The organism is Halorarum sp. SLYT50 (genome assembly GCF_059821265.1).
This window is the reverse complement of record NZ_CM187555.1, coordinates 1626631-1643346: the sequence shown is the minus strand read 5'-3', so window position 1 is coordinate 1643346 and position 16716 is coordinate 1626631. Positions and strand designations below refer to the sequence as shown.

Here is a 16716-nt window from a genome sequence, read left to right as displayed (position 1 = left end):
GCGAACCGTCCCCGCTGGCGGACCCACTCCGCCTCACCCCGGTTTTTCGCCCCGACTACTCCGCGACCGACCGCGGCTCCGAATCCTGACGGACCGTCGTCCTCTCTCCGGTTTCGAGGTTCACGACCGTCGTCTGTCCGCCGTAGCCGTGCGTCTGGTCGTGTCCCCGGACGACCACCTCGGTGACCCCGTCCGGGACGCTGACCGTCGCCGAGCGTGTGAACTCCCGAGTCCCGTGGGCGTGGAGGAGGTCACGCCGTCCGAGCCGTTCGCCGCCTCTCGTCTCCACCTGCCACCAGTTCGCGTAGCCGTCCTCGCCGTCGTCGTCGTGATAGAGGGTCACCTCGAACCGACACTCGCCGTCGGCGCAGTCGACGGCGACGGCGGTGACGGTGGCCCCCCGGAGGTCGAGCGCCGCACTCGTCGCCGTCCCGGCCGTCCGCGTCGTGTCGACGGTTCCCGGCTCGGACCCGGCCGTCGTGCCGTTCGGCTCCGTCGTCTCCGCTCTCCCGCCTCCGGTGTCGTTCGCCGACCCGGTCGGGACCGACTCCGTCGAGACAGCCGGCGGCCGAGACGAGCGCCGCTCCGGCGGCGAGCAGCCTGCGACGCGTCGGTGACGAGGACACACCGACGGTACGCGTTCGAGCCGGAAGTAGCTCCCAGTAGGGGTCGGTGCGGCGGGACTCAGACGAACTTCCTGACCGTCATGTCGAGCGTATCCAGGTCCAGAATCGGCGCGTACCCCGCGTCCGGGTCGATGTTGACGGACTCCTGGAACGCGGTCTGCTCCTGCCAGCAGCCGGAGTTCACGGCCAGAACGTTGTGGTACTTCCCCCAGCCGAGTTTGTGGACGTGGCCGGTGTGGAACACGTCGGGCACCTCGTCCATCACGAGGTAGTCCGTCTCCTCGGGCGCGAGGCGGGTCCGGCCGCCGAACTGCGGGGCGACGTGGCGCTTCTTCAACAGCTGGTACATCGCCCTGTGCGGCTCGTCGTAGCTGGCCTTCTCGGCCGGGAGTTCCGCGATGACCTCGTCCAGCGACACGCCGTGGTACATCAGTATCTTCACCCCTTCGACGGTGACCAGCGCGGGGTTGCCGACGATTTTCGGGTCGTGTGCGGACATGATGTCGCGGAGCTCCTCGTCGAACCCCGGTTGCGGCTCCGCCAGCCTGACCGCGTCGTGGTTGCCCGGAATCATGAGAATCTCCATGTCGCCGGGCACCCGCTTCAGGTGCTCGGAGAACGCCTCGTACTGCTCGTAGATGTCGACGATGTCGAGTTCCTCGTCCTGGTTCGGGTAGACGCCGACGCCCTCGACCATGTCCCCCGCGATGAGCAGGTACTCGACGTGCTCCGCCTCCTCGGTGTGGAGCCAGCGGGCGAACCGCTCCCACGCGTCGGCCATGAACTCCTGCGAGCCGACGTGAACGTCGGAGACGAGCGCCGCCTGGACGTGCCGGTCGGCCGTGTTCGGACGGTACGTCCGGGGGACGTCCGGGAAGTGAATCGCGTCGACGAACAGGACGCCCGCGTCGTCGGCGAGCGTCCCCGAGACGGCGATGCACTCGTCCAGCAGGAGTTCGTCCACCAGGTCGGCGATGTCGCGGTCCTTCATCACGAGACACGGGAAGGTCCCGGTCGCGTCCTCCAGTTCGACGAGCCAGTGGCCGGAGGCGGTCGACCTGATGTCGTTCACCAGCCCGACGAGTTCGGCCTCGCTCCCGCCGGTCATCTCCTGTATCGCCGTCGCGGGCCGGTGGTTGACCCGCCCGCGCAACTGGCCGGCGAGCCTGTCGTACCGGTCGCGGAACACCCGCACGAACTCGTCGTACTCGCCGGTGCCGGTCGACTGCCCGGTCACGTCGCGGGCGACGGTCGGCTCCGGCGGCGACCTACTCCCGACTCGTGACCCCTCCGTTTCGACTGGAGCCGACCCGGTCGAATCGGTAGACAGCGACGTATCCGCTCCAGTCGAAACGAAGGGGTCGTCGGCCGCATCGGCCGCGTCGGCGGCGGACGTCGGTTCGGCGGCGGCCGACGACGGAGTCGACCGGGGAGACGCGGCTCCCGTCGTCGGTCCGTCCTCGGACGCGGAATCGTCGGAGGCGGCGGACGAGGCGGCGGTGGGCGCGGGTTCGGCGGTCGCGGCGGCGCCGTCGGTCTGTGGGTCGGCCGTCGCCGCGTCGTCGGTCACGGCGTCGTCAGGGGTCCCGTCGGGGTCGGGAACCGGCTTCTCGCGCAGGGCGGCTCGGACGTGGTCGGTAGTGACGACGAGCGTGTCGTCGGGGACGGCCTCCAGCGTCGCCTCGAGCGCGAGCGCCGGCGTCTCCGCCTCGGCGATGAGGGTGACGGCCTCCCGTTCGGCGTTGTAACCGCGGCCCGCGAGCGCCTGCACGACCCGGGAGGGCGTCTCCAGTGGCACGCCACGAGCGTCGGCGTGACGCGACTAAAGGCTAGCGGAGCCGAGAGACCCGGCCAGCCCGTGCGGCGTCCGACCGACGAGGGCGTCGAAGGGAGGTCGACGGCCGAACCCGACGCGGTGAGAGGCGACGAGGCGGCCCCGCGAGCAGAAGGTTCAACACCGCCGGCGGGAAACGACGCCCCAATGAGCGACGACCGCCGGCCGCCCGACGGCGACCCGCTGACGCGGTTCCTCCGGGCGGACTCCGGGCCGCTGCTGTTCATCCGGGAACTGCTCTCCTCCGCGTTGGCCGTCGTCCTCGTCGGTCTGCTCCTGTTCGCCGTCTCCGGCGTCTGGCCGCCGATGGTGGCCGTCGAGTCCGGGAGCATGCAGCCCCACATGCAGAAGGGCGACCTGGTCTTCATCACCGAGCCGACCCGGTTCTCCCCCGACTACTCCTACCAGGGGACCGGCGTCGTCACGTACGAGATCGCGTCGGAACGGGGGTACACCACGTTCGGCGCACCCGGGTCGGTGGTGGTGTACAAGCCACCGGGGGAGGGCGGTCCGCCCATCATCCACCGGGCACGGTTTCACGTCGAAGAGGGCGAGAACTGGTACGACCGGGCCGACCCCGCGTACCTGAACGGGGACTCCTGTGAGGAGGTCCCGTACTGTCCCGCCCCGCACGCCGGGTTCATCACGAAGGGCGACTGGAACGGACAGTACGACCAGGTGAACGGTATCGCACCGCCGGTCAGGACCGAGTGGGTGCAGGGCATCGCCCGCGTTCGGGTGCCGTACCTCGGCTACATCCGACTCGTGTTCTCGGGCGCGGCGGCGGTCGTCCCGACCCCTCTGGTTCCGGTGGAACCCGTCGACGCGACGGACGGCCCGGCCGGGAGCGCCGAGCGGAGTGCACCCGCGAACGCCTCCGCGTCCCACCCCTCGCTCGCCTCCGCACCGCCGGTTTCGACTGCGGGGTGAGGGCGGAAACCCGCCAGCGGAGGGCACTTCTCCGGCGGGAGTAGCGGGGTGCAGCGAAGTTCGGACTGGTCCGAACGACCCGACCGATGCGAACGACGGGCGAACCGGCGGTCTCGGGCCGTGTACGGGCGCCGGACGAACAGTCGGCAGGCAGACGAAGAACGGGTCGAACCGGATTCAGTTGTCGAACCGGGCCTGCACGAACGGCTGGACGTCCTCGATGTCGCCGAGGCGCGAGTCCGACAGCAGGACCGACTCGGTCTCCTCGATGGGGACCGAGAGGCTGATCTCCTTCGTCCGGCCGTAGCGACCCTTGGAGACGACGACGGCGTTGACGATACCGAGCATGTCGAGTTCGGAGATGAGGTCCGTCACCCGCCGCTGGGTGAGCACGTCCGCGTCGATCTCCTCGCAGAGGCGCTTGTAGATGTTGAACACCTCGCCGGTGTTGACGTTGTGGACGCCGTTCTTCTCGAGGAGGATGATGGAGAAGAGGACGATCTTGCTCTGGGTGGGGAGCGTGCGGACCACCTCGACGACGCGGTCGAGTTCGATCTTGTCCTGCGCCTGTCGGACGTGCACCTCCTCCACGAGGTCGGCCTGGCTCCGTTCGGCGAGTTCGCCGGCCGTCCGCAGCAGGTCGAGCGCCCGCCGGGCGTCGCCGTGTTCCTGCGCGGCGAACGCGGCACACAGCGGGATGACGTCCTCGGTGAGCGCGTCGTCCTTGAACGCGATCTCCGAGCGGTGCTGGAGGATGTCCCGTAACTGGTTGGCGTCGTACGGCGGGAAGACTATCTCCTCCTCGCCGAGGCTCGACTTCACCCGCGGGTCAAGGAAGTCGGTGAACTTCAGGTCGTTCGAGATGCCCATGATGGAGATGCGGGAGTTGTCCAGCTCAGAGTTCATCCGCGAGAGGTTGTACAGGGTGTCGTCGCCGCTCTTCTCGACGAGTTTGTCGATCTCGTCGAGCATGATGACGACGACGCGCTCGTGGTAGTCGACGGCGTCGAAGAACGTGGAGTAGACGCGGTCGGTCGGCCACCCCGTCATCGGAACCTCCTCCATCGTCTCCTGGTCCCGCTCCAGTTCCGCGACGCGGTCGTCGAGCGTTTCGACCGACTCGAACTCCGTCCCGGCCAGCGCGTCCGACCGGTCGGTCGCGCGCGACCGGAGGTCGCGCAGGTCGTCGAGACGGTCCGCGATGAGGCGCTGGTTCTTCTCGATGAACTTGTTCGCCAACTGCGCGAGCACGCGGTACTGCGTGTCGGTCACCTCGCAGTTGATGTACTCCACCTCGCAGGGAACGTCGTACTTCTGTGAGGTCGATTCGAGTTCCTGCGAGACGAACTTGGCCGAGGCGGTCTTTCCGGTTCCGGTCTTCCCGTAGATGAGGATGTTCGACGGCGTCTCCCCCCGGAGCGCGGAGACGAGGATGGTCGCCATCTTGTTTATCTGGTCGTTCCGGTGGGGGAGTTCGTGCGGCGTGTACGACGGCCGCAACACCTCCTTGTTCTCGAATATCGGCTCTCCCGAGAGCAGGTCGTCGAACAGGCCGGTGCCGGTGCTGTCGTCGTCGGCTAGCACCTCGTCCACGTCGAGGTCGACCTCGGTCTCCGTTCGCGTGCGCGAGCCGAAATCGAGCGTCCTCCCCGACGTCGAGTGCGCGTCCCTCGAGGGACTGCCCGGCGTTCCCCCGCGGTCCGTCCCGTCCGACTCCTGCCGGTCGTCGGACTCGGTCCCGTCGGTATCGGACTCCCTTCCACCGTTGGCGCTCCCGCCAGTCGTATCGTCCCGTGTCATCTGTCTTCGATCCCCTCCGTTTCGACTGGAACCACCCGGCCGTGGCCACATTTCCGCCGCGTGCGCACCAGAACAGCCGGTTTCGCGCCGACTCCCACCCCGGGCGCGTCCAGTTGATGCAGGCGAAACAGATGAACAGGTCAACCAAAAGCCTTGCTCTTCGATTGTGACCCGAGTATCGTTAGATAAACGATATATTAACGGTCGAAAATCCACGGGAGCGCCGGCGTAACCGGTCGTTGCGCGGTCAATATCGAGTCGTGGCGGCCCGTCGAGCGGGGAAGAGGAGTTCCCCTCTCGAGCGCTCGGTGGTCGAACTGACTCGGTCCGGACCCCCAGGGACCCGGACCGACGACTCGACGGGCCCCGGACGATGTCCGCCCACGGGTCGACCCCCCCACCCCTTCGTTTCGGCTGGAACGCTCGAACGGACGGGGGTGGGGAGGGGGCGTCTAGACGCCGCTATGTTTATCATATGGGAGCACAAACAATACCCGAACGACTAGCTAATTGGCTTTATTTTGGGCAGTAGTTGTCGGGAAGGAGAACGGCTGCCGCTGCCGACCGGGAGGGACCGCGTGGTCTCCACCCGAAACGAAGGGGTGGGGGTGGGGGGCGGTCACCCGTCGAATCGGGGACGCCTCGACGAGTCGGCCCGAGAGTCCGCAGTCACCACTCCGGGTTCGGACTCGTCCCCCGGACGCGTGAAGAGGGGACGACGCCGCCCGCTCGGCTTCAGTGACGCTCTCCGGGACCGGATTCGGCGGCGTCCACTCCGGAAACGGCCGGACGGCCGTGTCTGACGTAGTGCTTAAGTGGGACGACTGGTTTGGTGGGATAACGCCCTCCCGGCGGGGAGGGGGGAGATGGAGGACAGGATGGGTCTGCTTACGAATCTCAGAGACAGCATCGCGCGAGTGACGGAGGGGCTCTTCTCGGAGTCCGAACCAAAACGCATCGGTATCTACGGACCGCCGAACGCGGGCAAGACGACGCTCGCGAACCGCATCGCCCGCGACTGGACGGGCGACGCGGTCGGCCCGGAGAGTCACATTCCACACGAGACGCGCCGCGCACGGCGGAAGGAGAACGTCACCATCGAGCGGAACGGCAAGACGGTGACCATCGACATCGTGGACACCCCCGGCGTGACCACGAAGGTCGACTACAAGGAGTTCCTCGACCACGACATGGAGAAGAACGACGCCGTCAAGCGGTCGCGCGAGGCGACCGAGGGCGTCGCGGAGGCCATGCACTGGCTCCGGGAGGACGTCGAGGGAGTCATCTACGTGCTCGACAGCACGACCGACCCGTTCACGCAGGTGAACACGATGCTCATCGGCATCATCGAGAGCCAGGACCTGCCGGTGCTCATCTTCGCCAACAAGACCGACCTCGACGAGTCGGACGTGAAGCGCATCTCCGACGCGTTCCCCCAACACGAGACGGTCCCGCTGTCGGCACTGGAAGGGAACAACATGGAGGAAGTGTACGAGAAAATCGCGGAGTACTTCGGATAATGCCTGAAGCGACCGCTCCCGAGGACGACGACGGGGTTCGCATCGACCTGATAAGCGGCGCCCGGATGGACGGGCTGGCCTCGATGGAGAAGATTCGGCTCATCCTCGACTCCGTACGCGACGGCGACATCGTCGTGTTGGAGGAGGGACTCACTCCCGAGGAGGAGTCGAAGCTCATCGAGGTGACGATGACCGAGATAAGCCCGGACGACTTCACCGGCATCGAGATCGAGACGTACCCGAGAGCCGAGGCCAAGAGCGGCGGGTTCCTCGGCCGCCTCATGGGCAACGAGGAGACGAAGAAGCTCACCGTCATCGGGCCGGCGAACCAGATTCAGACGCTCCACAAGGACGAGAACCTCATCACCGCGCTCGTCTCCCGGAAGTAATCGACGATGCCCCACGAGTGTACCAACTGCGGGCGGACGTTCGCCGACGGGTCGAAGGAGATGCTGTCTGGCTGCCCGGACTGCGGCGGGAACAAGTTCCAGTTCCGGCCCGCCGGACGGGCCGACCGATCGGAGGCGCCTGACGACGACTCAGCCGACGCCACCGCAGGCTCCGGGCGCGAGACGGCCGACCCGGACGCCCCACCCGCCGAGACACCCGACCCGACCGACGCCGCGCCCGTGGACGCCACTCCGACGGAGTCCCCGTCGGCGGATTCGGACCCCGGAGACCGGGAGTCTCCGGACGCCACAGCGACCGACTCCCCCGCCGAGGAGGTGGCGACCCCCGGCCGGACAGACTCGGCCCCGCCGGACTCCGACCCGTCGGACCCCGACGCCGCTTCCACGTCGCCCGAGTCGGCCCCGGTGACCGCTCCCGACTCGGACTCCGAGGCCGCGGACGCGGCCGACGCCGCCGCGCCCGCCGAGGACAGCGCGCAGGCCAGCGCCCGTTCGGACGTCGTCTCGCCGGACGAACTCCCGGACGCGGCGGAGTCACCGACGGCCGACCCCGCCGCGGAGGACCCGGACATCGAGACGCTCCGCGAGGAACTCAACGACCAGTTCGAGTCCATCCGCATCCTCAACCCCGGCCAGTACGAACTCAACCTCATGGAACTGTACGACCGGGAGGAGTACATCATCTCGCTCCGCGAGGACGGCCGGTACGTCATCGAGATGCCGGAAGGCTGGGGCGCGCGCGACGACGAGTAGACGCCGACGCCTCCCGGTTTCCCCCGCGTCTCCGCCGTTCGCCCGGCTCTCCCTCCTCTCTGCACGCTCGAGCGTCTCCCTTCTCTCCGATTCGCGGCGCGAACGCATCGCCTACTACCTCGCTCGGCTCCTCCCCGGAGTTCGCTACTCTCCGCCGGTCGCGGTCGAATCCTGGCCGTCGGTAGACCTGTCCGTACTACCCGTCAAACTAGCTATGTTAATCTCGTCGCGCGACGTCTGGTAGTGCGTCACTATGACTTCGCCGAGAGACGAATCCGAACGTATCGCCGCGGAAGCAGCCGAGGAGCCGAGTGAGCAGGAGCGGTCGACGCTCGCCACGGTCCGGCTCGGGCTGTTCTACCTCGCGCTCCTGCTGGCGGGCGCCATGACGGTGCTGTTCCTCCCGGACCTGCTCCTGTTGCTCGGGCTGGGCTGGACCGCCGGGGCGGCCGCCGAACTCGGCATCCACCGGCTGCACGTGATGGCCATCGCCGCTACCGTCGCCGTGTTCCTCCTCGGCCTGTTCGCGCAGGCGTACAGGCCCGCCCGGCGCGTCGCGTCGATGTGGGGCGCGTTCGTCGTCATCCTCGTCGTCAGCGCCGGCACGCTCGCGTACGGGGTCGGTCGACCCGAGGAGGTCCTCCCGTTCCTCGCGCTCACGGGTATCGCGCTCGTCGCCCACCCGGCGGGTCGGAACCTCCTCCGACGCGGCGACTCGTTCAGTCCGGCGCTGCTGGCGCTGGTCGCCGTCGCCGCCGTCCCGCTGCTCGCGTTCGCCGCGAACCAGTACGCCCTCTCGTCGAACTTCGCCGACGCGCACGCCCAGCAGGGTCACTACGTGATGATGGCGGGGCTCGCGGTCGCTCCCATCGCGTACGGGGCAGTCGCGGCCCTCGGGGTCACCGGGTGGCGTCTCGCCTCGTGGCTGGCCGCCCTCCCGATGGCGTACTACGGTCTCATGTCCGCCTCGTTCCTCGGGCAGTCGGGGTCGACCGGGACGATGTGGGGCGCCGCGGCCGTCCTCTGGGCCGTCGTGTTCGTCGCCGTCGCGGAGTACTCGCGCGCCTCGACGTCTTCGACGTTCCGACGCCAGGTTGCACGCCCGAGTTGAGCCGAGGCGACCGGCCGCCGGTCCCGGTTCCGGGAGCGATACATCCTTGCCGCGCCCGGTCGTGATTCGCACAGATGCTGTCCCCGCTTCGCGAGCGCGTTCGCGACGCGCTACTGGCGTTCCCCGCGGCCCTCGCCGCCCTCGGACTACTCGACCGGAAGAAGGGGGAGGAGGCGTTCGACCTCGCCATCCCGGTGATGGTGACCGGGGGGATGCGGACGCTGCTCCGCGTGGCCGACTTCCTCATGGTCGGCATCTACGCCGGCGGAGCGGCCATCGCCGCCCTGGAGTTCGGCTTCCAGTACTACTTCATCCTGTTCGGCCTCGCGCTCGCGCTCACCTCCGGAACCATCAGCGTCGTCTCCCGGCTGAAGGGCGCCGGCGAGGACCGCGAGGCCGACTTCGCCATCAAGCAGTCGCTGTGGCTCGCGCTCCTGATTTCGCTCCCTGCCACGCTGTTCGCGTACTACTTCGCCGAGGAACTCGTCGCCGTCCTCACCAACGACGCGCGGACGGTGGCGCTCGGCGGCGCGTACCTCCGTATCGTCATGTACTCGGCCGCGTTCCGCTTCTGGTCGATGATCGCCGCCCGGGCGCTCGCGGGGAGCGGTGACACCCGGACGCCGATGTACGTCCGCCTGCTCACCCTCCCGACGAACGTCGCTCTCAACGGCCTGCTGATATTCGGGTTCGGCCCGTTCCCCGAACTCGGGGTCCGGGGGGCCGCGTGGGGAACGACGGCCGCGAACGCGCTCGCCGCGGTCATCTTCGGCTGGGCGCTCGTCTCCGGGCGCTACTCCGTCCGGCTTCCGCTCGGGGGGAAGCAGTGGGACACCGGCCTCGCGCGCGAACTCGTCCGGGTGAGCCTGCCGCTCGCGGGCACGCGCCTCTCGCGGACGTTCGGCCGGTTCCCGTTCCTGTTCCTGCTCGGGGTGCTCGGGACGAACGCCGTCGCGTCGTACGCGATCGGCCGCCGGGTGATGCTGCTCGCGCTGATGCCGGCGTGGGGGTACTCCACGGCGGCGTCGACGCTCGTCGGTCAGTCCGTCGGCGGGGGTGACGACGCGGAGGCGGACGAGTACGGCTGGCAGACGCTCAGGCTCGCACTCGTCACGCAGTTGCTCATCGGGGGGCGCTCTTCGTCGCCGCCCGCCCGGTCGCCGCGGCGTTCAACCCCGGGGACCTGGACCTCACCGTGACGTTCGTCCGCGTGTTCGGTCTCGGCGTCGCGGGCTTCTCCGTCTCCCGGACGATGCGCGGCGCGCTCCGGGGCGCGGGCGACACCCGCTGGCCGCTGTACGGCGGCCTCCTCGGGACGTACGTCGTCCGGCTCCCGATCGCGGTGCTCGCGCTCCCCGCCGGCTACGCGGTCACCGTCTTCGCCGGACCGCTCGGATCGGCGCTCAGACTGACTCCCGTCACGTTCGGCCTCCCGGGGATGGGGTTCGGCCTGCTCGCCGTGTTCGCCGCCATCCTCGCGGACATGTACGTCCGCGGCGCGGTGAACCTCGTCCGCTACTGGAGCGACGACTGGAAAGCCATCGCCGCGGAATCGGGCGTGGGAACGGCCGCGGACTGAGCTCTCGCGGGCGATTCCACTCGAAACGGTCCCCTTCGACGCGGCGCTCGCGCCCCCGCGGGCGTCGTGTCCGTTCGGAACGCGCCTCGTCCTCTCTTCTCGGTCGCCGACCCCGACCCGGCGACGCCGACCGGATAGTGAAGTCTTTAAGCCGCACGCCGCGCGACGTCCGGGCATGAGTCAGGCGACGAAGGTCGTTCTCGGCGTGGTCGGTGGGTCGGCGTTCCTCGCGGTCGCCATCCTACTCGTGATGGCGTTCGCGTGAGCGACGGTGAGCGAGGTGAGTGATGTTCGAGCGACGTGACCTCCCGGACGACCTCGCGGCGGTCAGAGCGGCGTACGCACCCGACTGTACCGTCGTGACGGCCGAACGCGACTTCGAGACGCTGCCGCCCGAGGCCGCAGAGGACCTCGGGTTGCTCGCGGAGTCGCTGGACCCGGCGGCGCATCCGAGCGACTGGCTTCCCGACGACGCGCCCGCACCCCTCCGGCGGTACGCGAGCGGCGACTTCACCGTCGGGATGCCGGGCGACGGCACGGTGGTCTGGACCCGACAGACGGTGCCGCCGACGATCGTCGCGAAGAAGCGCGTCGAGGGGACGCCCGAACCGTTCCGCTCGTTCCTGTTCGCGGAGGCGTTCGTCGAGTTGTCGCTGGACGTCCCCGAGCAGTTCCTCCCCTTCTTCGGCGAACGGTACCGCGCGCTCGACGCGGCGGTGCCGCTCGGTCCCGGCGAGGTGTACCAGGTCGCGGCCGCGCTGTACGACGCGTGGGTCGGTCTCCAGTCGCGCGAGGCGTTCGAGAGTTGGGCGGACGACCACCCCACGATGTACGACGCGTGGCGCGAGGCGGGCGAGCGAATCGAGGGTCGCCTCGACGGGCTGTCGGGCGAAGTCGCACGCGGCGAGACGTCGTTTCCCGCCGCCACCGAGTACGCCTGTGCGGCGGTGAAACACGGCCTGGACCTCCCGGCGCCGTTCGCGGCACTCGACACGGCGGCGTACCGCGACCACGGGGCCGACTACGCGGTCCAGTGGGCGGAGACGACGTTCGAGAAACTCGCGGAGTAGGCGTGCGACGAGGGGTCCCCCGGCCGTCGCCGGGTCAGCCGCCCAATCCGCCGAGGTCGACGCTCGCGTCGCCGTCGGCGTCGAGGTCGATAACCACGTCGAACAGGCCCCGGAACCGGTCGAGCGTCTCCTCGTCGTGGACCTCCTTCGAGAGGTGGAACAACCCGACGGCGTCGTGGTCGCCGAGCAGGTCGAGCAGGCCGATCGTCGCGTCGTACACCCGGTCGACGTCGGCGTAGTACGCCATCTCGGTCAGCGAGTCGACGCTGAGGCGGCGCTTCCCCTCGGTACTCGACAGGAACCGCTCGACCTCCGCGACGATGCCGTCCAGGTCGTCCGGCGAGGAGACGTAGTGGAGGTGGTCCGAGGAGCGTCGCGAGTAGCCCCGGTCGACCGAGAGGGCGTCCAGAATCTCGGCGCGCGACTCGTCGACGTCGTAGTGCTCCAGTTTCTGCTCGACCTCGCGCGCGGTCGTTCGGGTCGAGATGACGAGAAAGCGGTCCGTGTCGGTCTTCAGGAACTCCGTGTCGATGCGGTCCGTCTCGCCGATGCTCGGGTGGAGAAGCAACACGCCCGTCCCGCCCGGAATCGTGGTCTCGACGCCGCCCGTGGCGAGAGTGTAATCCATGTCCGAGGCTCCGCCCGCGCGGACTTAATTCTGCGGGCGCGACGCGACGGCGACGAGCCGTCGGACGGAATCGGAGCCGCTCTGAACGAACCCGAACGCCGACCGACGAAGGGCCGCGAGTGAGTCGAGACTCGGCCGGTCGGGGACGGGTGACCGCTCGGGGTCAGAACACCGAGTCGGCGGTGGCGGCCCCGATGACCGAGAAGACGGCCCCCACGCTCATCGCCTTCAGAGTGATGTACACCTGCAGCATCAGCGAGACGGGCGGGTCGACGTGGTTCGGGATGAGCGTCGCGGGCGCGTCGAACGAGAGCGCGAGGATGAGCACCGAGAGGTACGAGACGGCGATGAGCGAGACGAACCGGAGCGGCACGCCGCCGACCTCCGCCTCGCGGTCCGGGTCGCGGTCGTCGTCGGCCTTGTACAGCGCGCCGTACCCGACCGCGAGCACGATGACGACCGTCGTGACCGCCTGGTACCACGCCATCCCGGCGGCGAGCGCCCACACCTCGTCGGTGACGACGAACGGTCCCGCGAGGAGGAACCCGCCGACGATCTGCTGGGCGGTGTCCGCGAGCGCGAACCGGCGGCTCCGTCCGACCATACTCCCCAACCGCCCCCCGGTGTGAAAAGCGTCTCGTGGTACCTCTCATCGGTCCGATGGGTTCCTCCCACGAACCGCCGGCCGCCGGCGGCAAACCTCGGGTCGGTGGATAGGATTAAACGGAGACCCCTGTAACGGGGCGGCATGTACACTGACGAGACGCGCGTGCGGCTGGGAGGGGGCGAGTAGGATGCGGGTCGTCGCGAAGTTCGGCGGGACGTCGCTCGGCAGCGGTGACCGAATCGACCGGGCGGCCGACTCCATCGCGCGGGCCGTCGAGGAGGGTCACGAGATCGCCGTCGTCGCCTCCGCCATGGGGTCGACCACGGACGACCTCATCGACGAGATCAACTTCGAGGTCGAGGAGGCCGACCGGGCCGAAATCGTCTCGATGGGCGAGCGGACCTCGGTCCGGATGCTGAAGGCCGCGCTCTCCGCGCGCGGCGTGAACGCCGTGTTCCTCGAACCCGGCTCCGACGACTGGCCCGTCGTCACGAACGAACTCGGCGAACTCGACGCGCCGGAGACGCGCGAGCGCGCCGCCGCCCTCGCCGCGAACCTCGGCGGCGTCGTCCCGATAGTCACGGGCTTCCTCGCGGAGACGGTCGACGGGACGGTGACCACGCTCGGCCGCGGCGGGTCGGACACGACCGCCGTCATGCTGGGGAAGTTCATGGACGCCGACGAGGTCGTCATCGTCACCGACGTCGAGGGGGTCATGACCGGCGACCCGCACGTCGTCGAGGGGGCGCGCAACGTCGCGCGCATCACCGTCGACGAACTACGGAACCTCTCATTCCGCGGCGCGGAGGTCATCGCTCCCTCGGCGCTCAGCTACAAGGACGAGGACCTCGACGTGCGCGTCGTCCACTACCAGCACGGCGACCTGCTCGCGGGCGGCACCATGATAGAGGGGAGCTTCGAGAACCTCATCGACATGCGCGAGGCGCCGCTGGCGTGTATCACCGTCGCCGGCCGCGCCATCCGCAACCGACCCGGCATCCTCGCTGACCTCTCGGCGGCGCTCCGCGGCGCGGACGTGAACATCGACGCCGTCGCCTCCGGGATGGACTCCGTCACGTTCTACGTCGACGCGACCGAGGCCACCCGCGCCGAGACGGCACTCCACGACGAGGTGGTGGGCGACGAGTCGCTGTCGTCCGTCTCCGTCGAGGACGACTTCGCCGTCATCCGCGTCATGGGCGGGGAACTCCCGAACCGGCCGGGAGTCATCTCCGACATCGTCAACCCGCTCGCGGAGGCGGGCATCAACCTCCACGACATCATCACCTCCGCCACCTCCGTCGCCCTGTTCGTCGGGTGGGACGACCGCGAGCAGGTGCTGGAGATAGTCCAGGACGAGTTCTGACGGTCTGCCGTCTCGCCGTTCCGAAACTCGGTTCGAAGTCCCGACACGGTCCCGGTCGTTCGGAGGTCACCGAGCCCGCACTCTAGCGTCCACCCGCCCCCGCTCGTTCGCTCGCGTCCCCCACCTCCCGCCACTGCCACTCGCGCCCTACCGTCCCTCGTACAGTCGGTCCCCGAGTTTCGCTGGGAGTCCGGCGTCGTCGATCTCGGCCGCGACGGCGTCCACGTCGTACGCGACGCGCCGCAGGTCAACCGCTAGGTCGTCGTCACCGACGTCGAGGACGGCGTACGCCGCCCGGGGGTCGCCGTCGCGCGGTTGGCCGACGCTCCCCGGGTTCACGACCACCCCTTCGTCGTACGCCGCGCTCCCCTGGACGTGCGTGTGCCCGAGCACCAGCGCCTCCACCCTCGCCGGGTCGGTCGCCTCGGCGTCGAACCCCGCGGCCGTCTCCAGTAGCTCGGGACCGAAGTCCTCGGGGTACGTGTACTGGTCCGGGTCCGCCGGGTGGCCGTGGGCGACCGCGACTCGTCCGTCCGCCACTCGGCGTCGGTCCGGGAGGGCGGCGAGCCACTCGAGCGCGTCGTCGTCCAGGTGCTCGCGGGCGTACTCGACGCCGGCGCGGGCCATCGAGTTGAACCGGAACGCGGACCCGCTCGCCACCGCGCGGTCGTGGTTGCCCATCACGGTCGGAATCCCCCGGTCGCGTACCGCCGCGACACACTCGGCCGGCCACGGGTTGTACCCCACCACGTCGCCGGCGCAGACGAGTCCGTCCACGTCGGGCATGTCCTCGAACACCGCGTCGAGCGCCACGCGGTTTCCGTGTATATCGGAGATGACACCGAGTCGCATGCGCGACGCTACGGTGGCCCGCCACGTAGGAGTGTGCCCGTCGGCTCCTCTCGACCTCTCGGTTCGGAGACGATTCGTCGAACCTCGGGTCCGCGCTCCGACCTCGGAGCGCGACTGCACCCGCCGACGCGAGCTCCGACATCGCGCGCTACTCGGGTCTCGAATCGCTCCACCCGACCGGAGTAGACGCGTGACGCTATCTGTATGCTCTGACGAACCTTAATCGTAATTAGTGATGAACTATGGGCGAGCGTTACGACACGGTCGTCATCGGTGGGGGCCAGGCCGGCCTGGCGACCGGATACTACCTGCGCGAACTGGGCCGGGACTTCCTCGTCCTCGACACCGGTGAACGGATCGGTGACGCCTGCGGAACCGCTGGGATTCGCTCCGTCTGTTCACGGAGGCTCGCTACAACGGGCTCCCGGGGATGCCCTTCCCCGCCCCACCCCGCGCGTTCCTCCCCAAGGACGAAGTCGCCGATTATCTCGAGAGGTACGCATCACGCTTCGACCTGCCGGTCGAACTCGGCGTCCGGGTCGACGGGTTCGAGCGACACGGAGAGGGTTTCCTCGTGACCGCAGGGGACCGCCGACTCGAGGCGGACAACGTCGTCGTGGCCATGTCCAGCTACCAGATCCCGTGGACGCCACCGTTCGCCGACGAACTCGACCCCGACATCGTCCAACTCCACTCGAAAGAGTACCGGAACTCCGAGCAACTCCGAGAGGGCGACGTCCTCGTCGTGGGTGCGGGGAACTCGGGAGCCGAGATAAGCGTCGACGTCGCCGACCGGCACTCGACGTGGCTGTCGGGACGGGATGTCGGGACCGTCCCGTACCGTCCCGACTCGTGGTTCGGCCGTCACGTCGGGGAACCGTTCGTGATGCGCGTGCTCTTCCATCGGGTGTTCACCGTCGGTAACCCCCTCGGCCGGCGGCCTCGACCGAAGATTCTCTCCCAGACCGGACCCGTGGTCCGGGTGGGACCGCAGGAACTGGCCGCGGCCGGCATCGAGCGGGTTCCCCGGACGGTCGGCGTCGAGGAGGGCCGACACGTGGTCGGCGACGACCGCGTGCTCGACGTCGAGAACGTCATCTGGTGTACGGGGTATCGCCCCGACTTCTCGTGGGTTCGGTTCCCGGTGTTCGACGGCGAGGCTGCCCCGAAGGAGCCCGTCCACGAACGTGGTGTCGTCCCCGACGAGCCGGGGTTGTACTTCGTGGGCCTGTTCTTCCTCTACGGGCTGACGTCCTTCCTGCTCGCCGGTGTCGGGAGAGACGCGGGACACGTCGTGAAGCACATCGCGTCCCGGCCGAGGGGAGAGCGGTCAGTCCGCACATCAGGACCGACCGCCACCCGTCGGTGGTCACTCCGAGAACGCTCGCTGGGGCGTTGGTCCGGGTATCGATAGAACTTTCGACGACTACGGCGCGCGTGTTCGGCGAACACGGCGACCCCTCGTCCTCGACGGAGGGGTTCGGGGGGCGGCCCCCAGTTCGTCGGCGCGCGGTCCGAGAGGCCGCGCCGCCGTCCCTCCGAGGCGTCGTTCGTTCTCCCCGGTCGCTCACTCGGCTTCCCTATTCGTGGGCGGCTCGGCCCGGAGACCTCGCCGCCGTTCCTCCGAGGC

The 16716-nt window shown here is 69.0% G+C and carries 15 protein-coding genes and 2 pseudogenes; 11 read left to right on the top strand and 6 right to left on the bottom strand.

From position 1 onward, the window contains the following. Window positions 1-55: 55 nt before the first annotated feature. Together AC6RUA_RS08650 and AC6RUA_RS08645 are read right to left on the bottom strand one after the other, a co-directional pair. Window positions 56-628, bottom strand: coding sequence for a hypothetical protein (locus tag AC6RUA_RS08650; protein WP_499812622.1), 573 nt, complete (start codon window positions 626-628; stop codon window positions 56-58). 56 nt (window positions 629-684) lie between these two features. Further along, complete coding sequence (locus AC6RUA_RS08645) at window positions 685-2418, bottom strand: DNA-directed DNA polymerase II small subunit (RefSeq protein WP_499815427.1); 1734 nt, start codon at window positions 2416-2418, stop codon at window positions 685-687. Between the two features lie 189 nt (window positions 2419-2607). On the opposite strand from AC6RUA_RS08645, the gene AC6RUA_RS08640 reads away from it, so the two are divergent. Beyond that, entirely contained in the window at window positions 2608-3390 is a 783-nt protein-coding gene (locus AC6RUA_RS08640; RefSeq protein ID WP_499812621.1) for a S26 family signal peptidase, read from the top strand. A 177-nt stretch (window positions 3391-3567) separates the two neighbouring features. Here AC6RUA_RS08640 and AC6RUA_RS08635 read toward each other — a convergent pair whose 3' ends face one another. Next, window positions 3568-5190: a Cdc6/Cdc18 family protein gene (locus AC6RUA_RS08635; protein WP_499812620.1), complete on the bottom strand. Its 1623-nt coding sequence runs from the start codon at window positions 5188-5190 to the stop codon at window positions 3568-3570. 878 nt (window positions 5191-6068) lie between these two features. Between AC6RUA_RS08635 and AC6RUA_RS08630 the strand changes: the two genes are divergently transcribed. The 7 genes and pseudogenes from AC6RUA_RS08630 (at window position 6069) to AC6RUA_RS08600 (ending at window position 11633) form a co-directional block, all read left to right on the top strand. Continuing rightward, complete coding sequence (locus AC6RUA_RS08630) at window positions 6069-6710, top strand: Era-like GTP-binding protein (protein ID WP_499815426.1); 642 nt, start codon at window positions 6069-6071, stop codon at window positions 6708-6710. After that, window positions 6710-7099, top strand: coding sequence for a DUF2073 domain-containing protein (locus AC6RUA_RS08625; protein ID WP_499812619.1), 390 nt, complete (start codon window positions 6710-6712; stop codon window positions 7097-7099). Before AC6RUA_RS08630 ends, AC6RUA_RS08625 begins: the two co-directional genes overlap by 1 nt. Before the next feature lie 6 nt (window positions 7100-7105). Beyond that, the gene (locus AC6RUA_RS08620) at window positions 7106-7873 is read left to right on the top strand and encodes a Zn-ribbon domain-containing protein (protein WP_499812618.1); all 768 of its coding nucleotides are present in this window, start codon (window positions 7106-7108) and stop codon (window positions 7871-7873) included. Between the two features lie 253 nt (window positions 7874-8126). After that, window positions 8127-8984, top strand: a complete 858-nt coding sequence (locus AC6RUA_RS08615; RefSeq protein WP_499812617.1) for a hypothetical protein — start codon at window positions 8127-8129, stop codon at window positions 8982-8984. Window positions 8985-9058: 74 nt separating this feature from the next. Then, window positions 9059-10563, top strand: a pseudogene (locus AC6RUA_RS08610) (MATE family efflux transporter). Between the two features lie 175 nt (window positions 10564-10738). Next, on the top strand, window positions 10739-10828 hold the full coding sequence (locus AC6RUA_RS08605; protein ID WP_499812616.1) for a hypothetical protein: 90 nt from the start codon (window positions 10739-10741) through the stop codon (window positions 10826-10828). 22 nt (window positions 10829-10850) lie between these two features. Then, window positions 10851-11633, top strand: coding sequence for a DUF7089 family protein (locus AC6RUA_RS08600; protein ID WP_499812615.1), 783 nt, complete (start codon window positions 10851-10853; stop codon window positions 11631-11633). Between the two features lie 34 nt (window positions 11634-11667). Here the strand turns inward: AC6RUA_RS08600 and AC6RUA_RS08595 are convergent, their stop codons facing one another. Together AC6RUA_RS08595 and AC6RUA_RS08590 are read right to left on the bottom strand one after the other, a co-directional pair. Continuing rightward, complete coding sequence (locus AC6RUA_RS08595; RefSeq protein ID WP_499812614.1) at window positions 11668-12261, bottom strand: DUF7090 family protein; 594 nt, start codon at window positions 12259-12261, stop codon at window positions 11668-11670. A 163-nt stretch (window positions 12262-12424) separates the two neighbouring features. Further along, window positions 12425-12865 carry a DUF2391 family protein gene (locus AC6RUA_RS08590; protein WP_499812613.1) on the bottom strand — a complete coding sequence of 147 codons (441 nt, stop codon included), beginning with the start codon at window positions 12863-12865 and terminating at the stop codon, window positions 12425-12427. A gap of 190 nt (window positions 12866-13055) precedes the next feature. On the opposite strand from AC6RUA_RS08590, the gene AC6RUA_RS08585 reads away from it, so the two are divergent. After that, window positions 13056-14234 carry an aspartate kinase gene (locus AC6RUA_RS08585; protein WP_499812612.1) on the top strand — a complete coding sequence of 393 codons (1179 nt, stop codon included), beginning with the start codon at window positions 13056-13058 and terminating at the stop codon, window positions 14232-14234. A gap of 147 nt (window positions 14235-14381) precedes the next feature. On the opposite strand, the gene AC6RUA_RS08580 is transcribed toward AC6RUA_RS08585, so the two are convergent. Further along, window positions 14382-15086, bottom strand: coding sequence for a metallophosphoesterase family protein (locus AC6RUA_RS08580; RefSeq protein WP_499812611.1), 705 nt, complete (start codon window positions 15084-15086; stop codon window positions 14382-14384). A 242-nt stretch (window positions 15087-15328) separates the two neighbouring features. Here AC6RUA_RS08580 and AC6RUA_RS08575 point away from each other — a divergent pair. Then, a pseudogene (locus tag AC6RUA_RS08575) lies at window positions 15329-15412 on the top strand (hypothetical protein); the annotation flags it as partial. Between the two features lie 104 nt (window positions 15413-15516). After that, window positions 15517-16500 carry a flavin-containing monooxygenase gene (locus AC6RUA_RS08570; RefSeq protein ID WP_499812610.1) on the top strand — a complete coding sequence of 328 codons (984 nt, stop codon included), beginning with the start codon at window positions 15517-15519 and terminating at the stop codon, window positions 16498-16500. The last annotated feature ends 216 nt before the right edge of the window (window positions 16501-16716 follow it).

Excerpts from the sequence above, each read along its gene's own strand:
- AC6RUA_RS08585 (WP_499812612.1), top strand. The coding sequence starts at position 13,056 with ATGCGGGTCGTCGCGAAGTTCGGCGGGACGTCGCTCGGCAGCGGTGAC.
- AC6RUA_RS08605 (WP_499812616.1), top strand. The coding sequence starts at position 10,739 with ATGAGTCAGGCGACGAAGGTCGTTCTCGGCGTGGTCGGTGGGTCGGCG.
- AC6RUA_RS08620 (WP_499812618.1), top strand. The coding sequence starts at position 7,106 with ATGCCCCACGAGTGTACCAACTGCGGGCGGACGTTCGCCGACGGGTCG.
- AC6RUA_RS08595 (WP_499812614.1), bottom strand. The coding sequence starts at position 12,261 with ATGGATTACACTCTCGCCACGGGCGGCGTCGAGACCACGATTCCGGGC.
- AC6RUA_RS08625 (WP_499812619.1), top strand. The coding sequence starts at position 6,710 with ATGCCTGAAGCGACCGCTCCCGAGGACGACGACGGGGTTCGCATCGAC.
- AC6RUA_RS08640 (WP_499812621.1), top strand. The coding sequence starts at position 2,608 with ATGAGCGACGACCGCCGGCCGCCCGACGGCGACCCGCTGACGCGGTTC.
- AC6RUA_RS08615 (WP_499812617.1), top strand. The coding sequence starts at position 8,127 with ATGACTTCGCCGAGAGACGAATCCGAACGTATCGCCGCGGAAGCAGCC.
- AC6RUA_RS08590 (WP_499812613.1), bottom strand. The coding sequence starts at position 12,865 with ATGGTCGGACGGAGCCGCCGGTTCGCGCTCGCGGACACCGCCCAGCAG.
- AC6RUA_RS08580 (WP_499812611.1), bottom strand. The coding sequence starts at position 15,086 with ATGCGACTCGGTGTCATCTCCGATATACACGGAAACCGCGTGGCGCTC.
- AC6RUA_RS08630 (WP_499815426.1), top strand. The coding sequence starts at position 6,069 with ATGGGTCTGCTTACGAATCTCAGAGACAGCATCGCGCGAGTGACGGAG.
- AC6RUA_RS08600 (WP_499812615.1), top strand. The coding sequence starts at position 10,851 with ATGTTCGAGCGACGTGACCTCCCGGACGACCTCGCGGCGGTCAGAGCG.
- AC6RUA_RS08570 (WP_499812610.1), top strand. The coding sequence starts at position 15,517 with ATGCCCTTCCCCGCCCCACCCCGCGCGTTCCTCCCCAAGGACGAAGTC.
- AC6RUA_RS08635 (WP_499812620.1), bottom strand. The coding sequence starts at position 5,190 with ATGACACGGGACGATACGACTGGCGGGAGCGCCAACGGTGGAAGGGAG.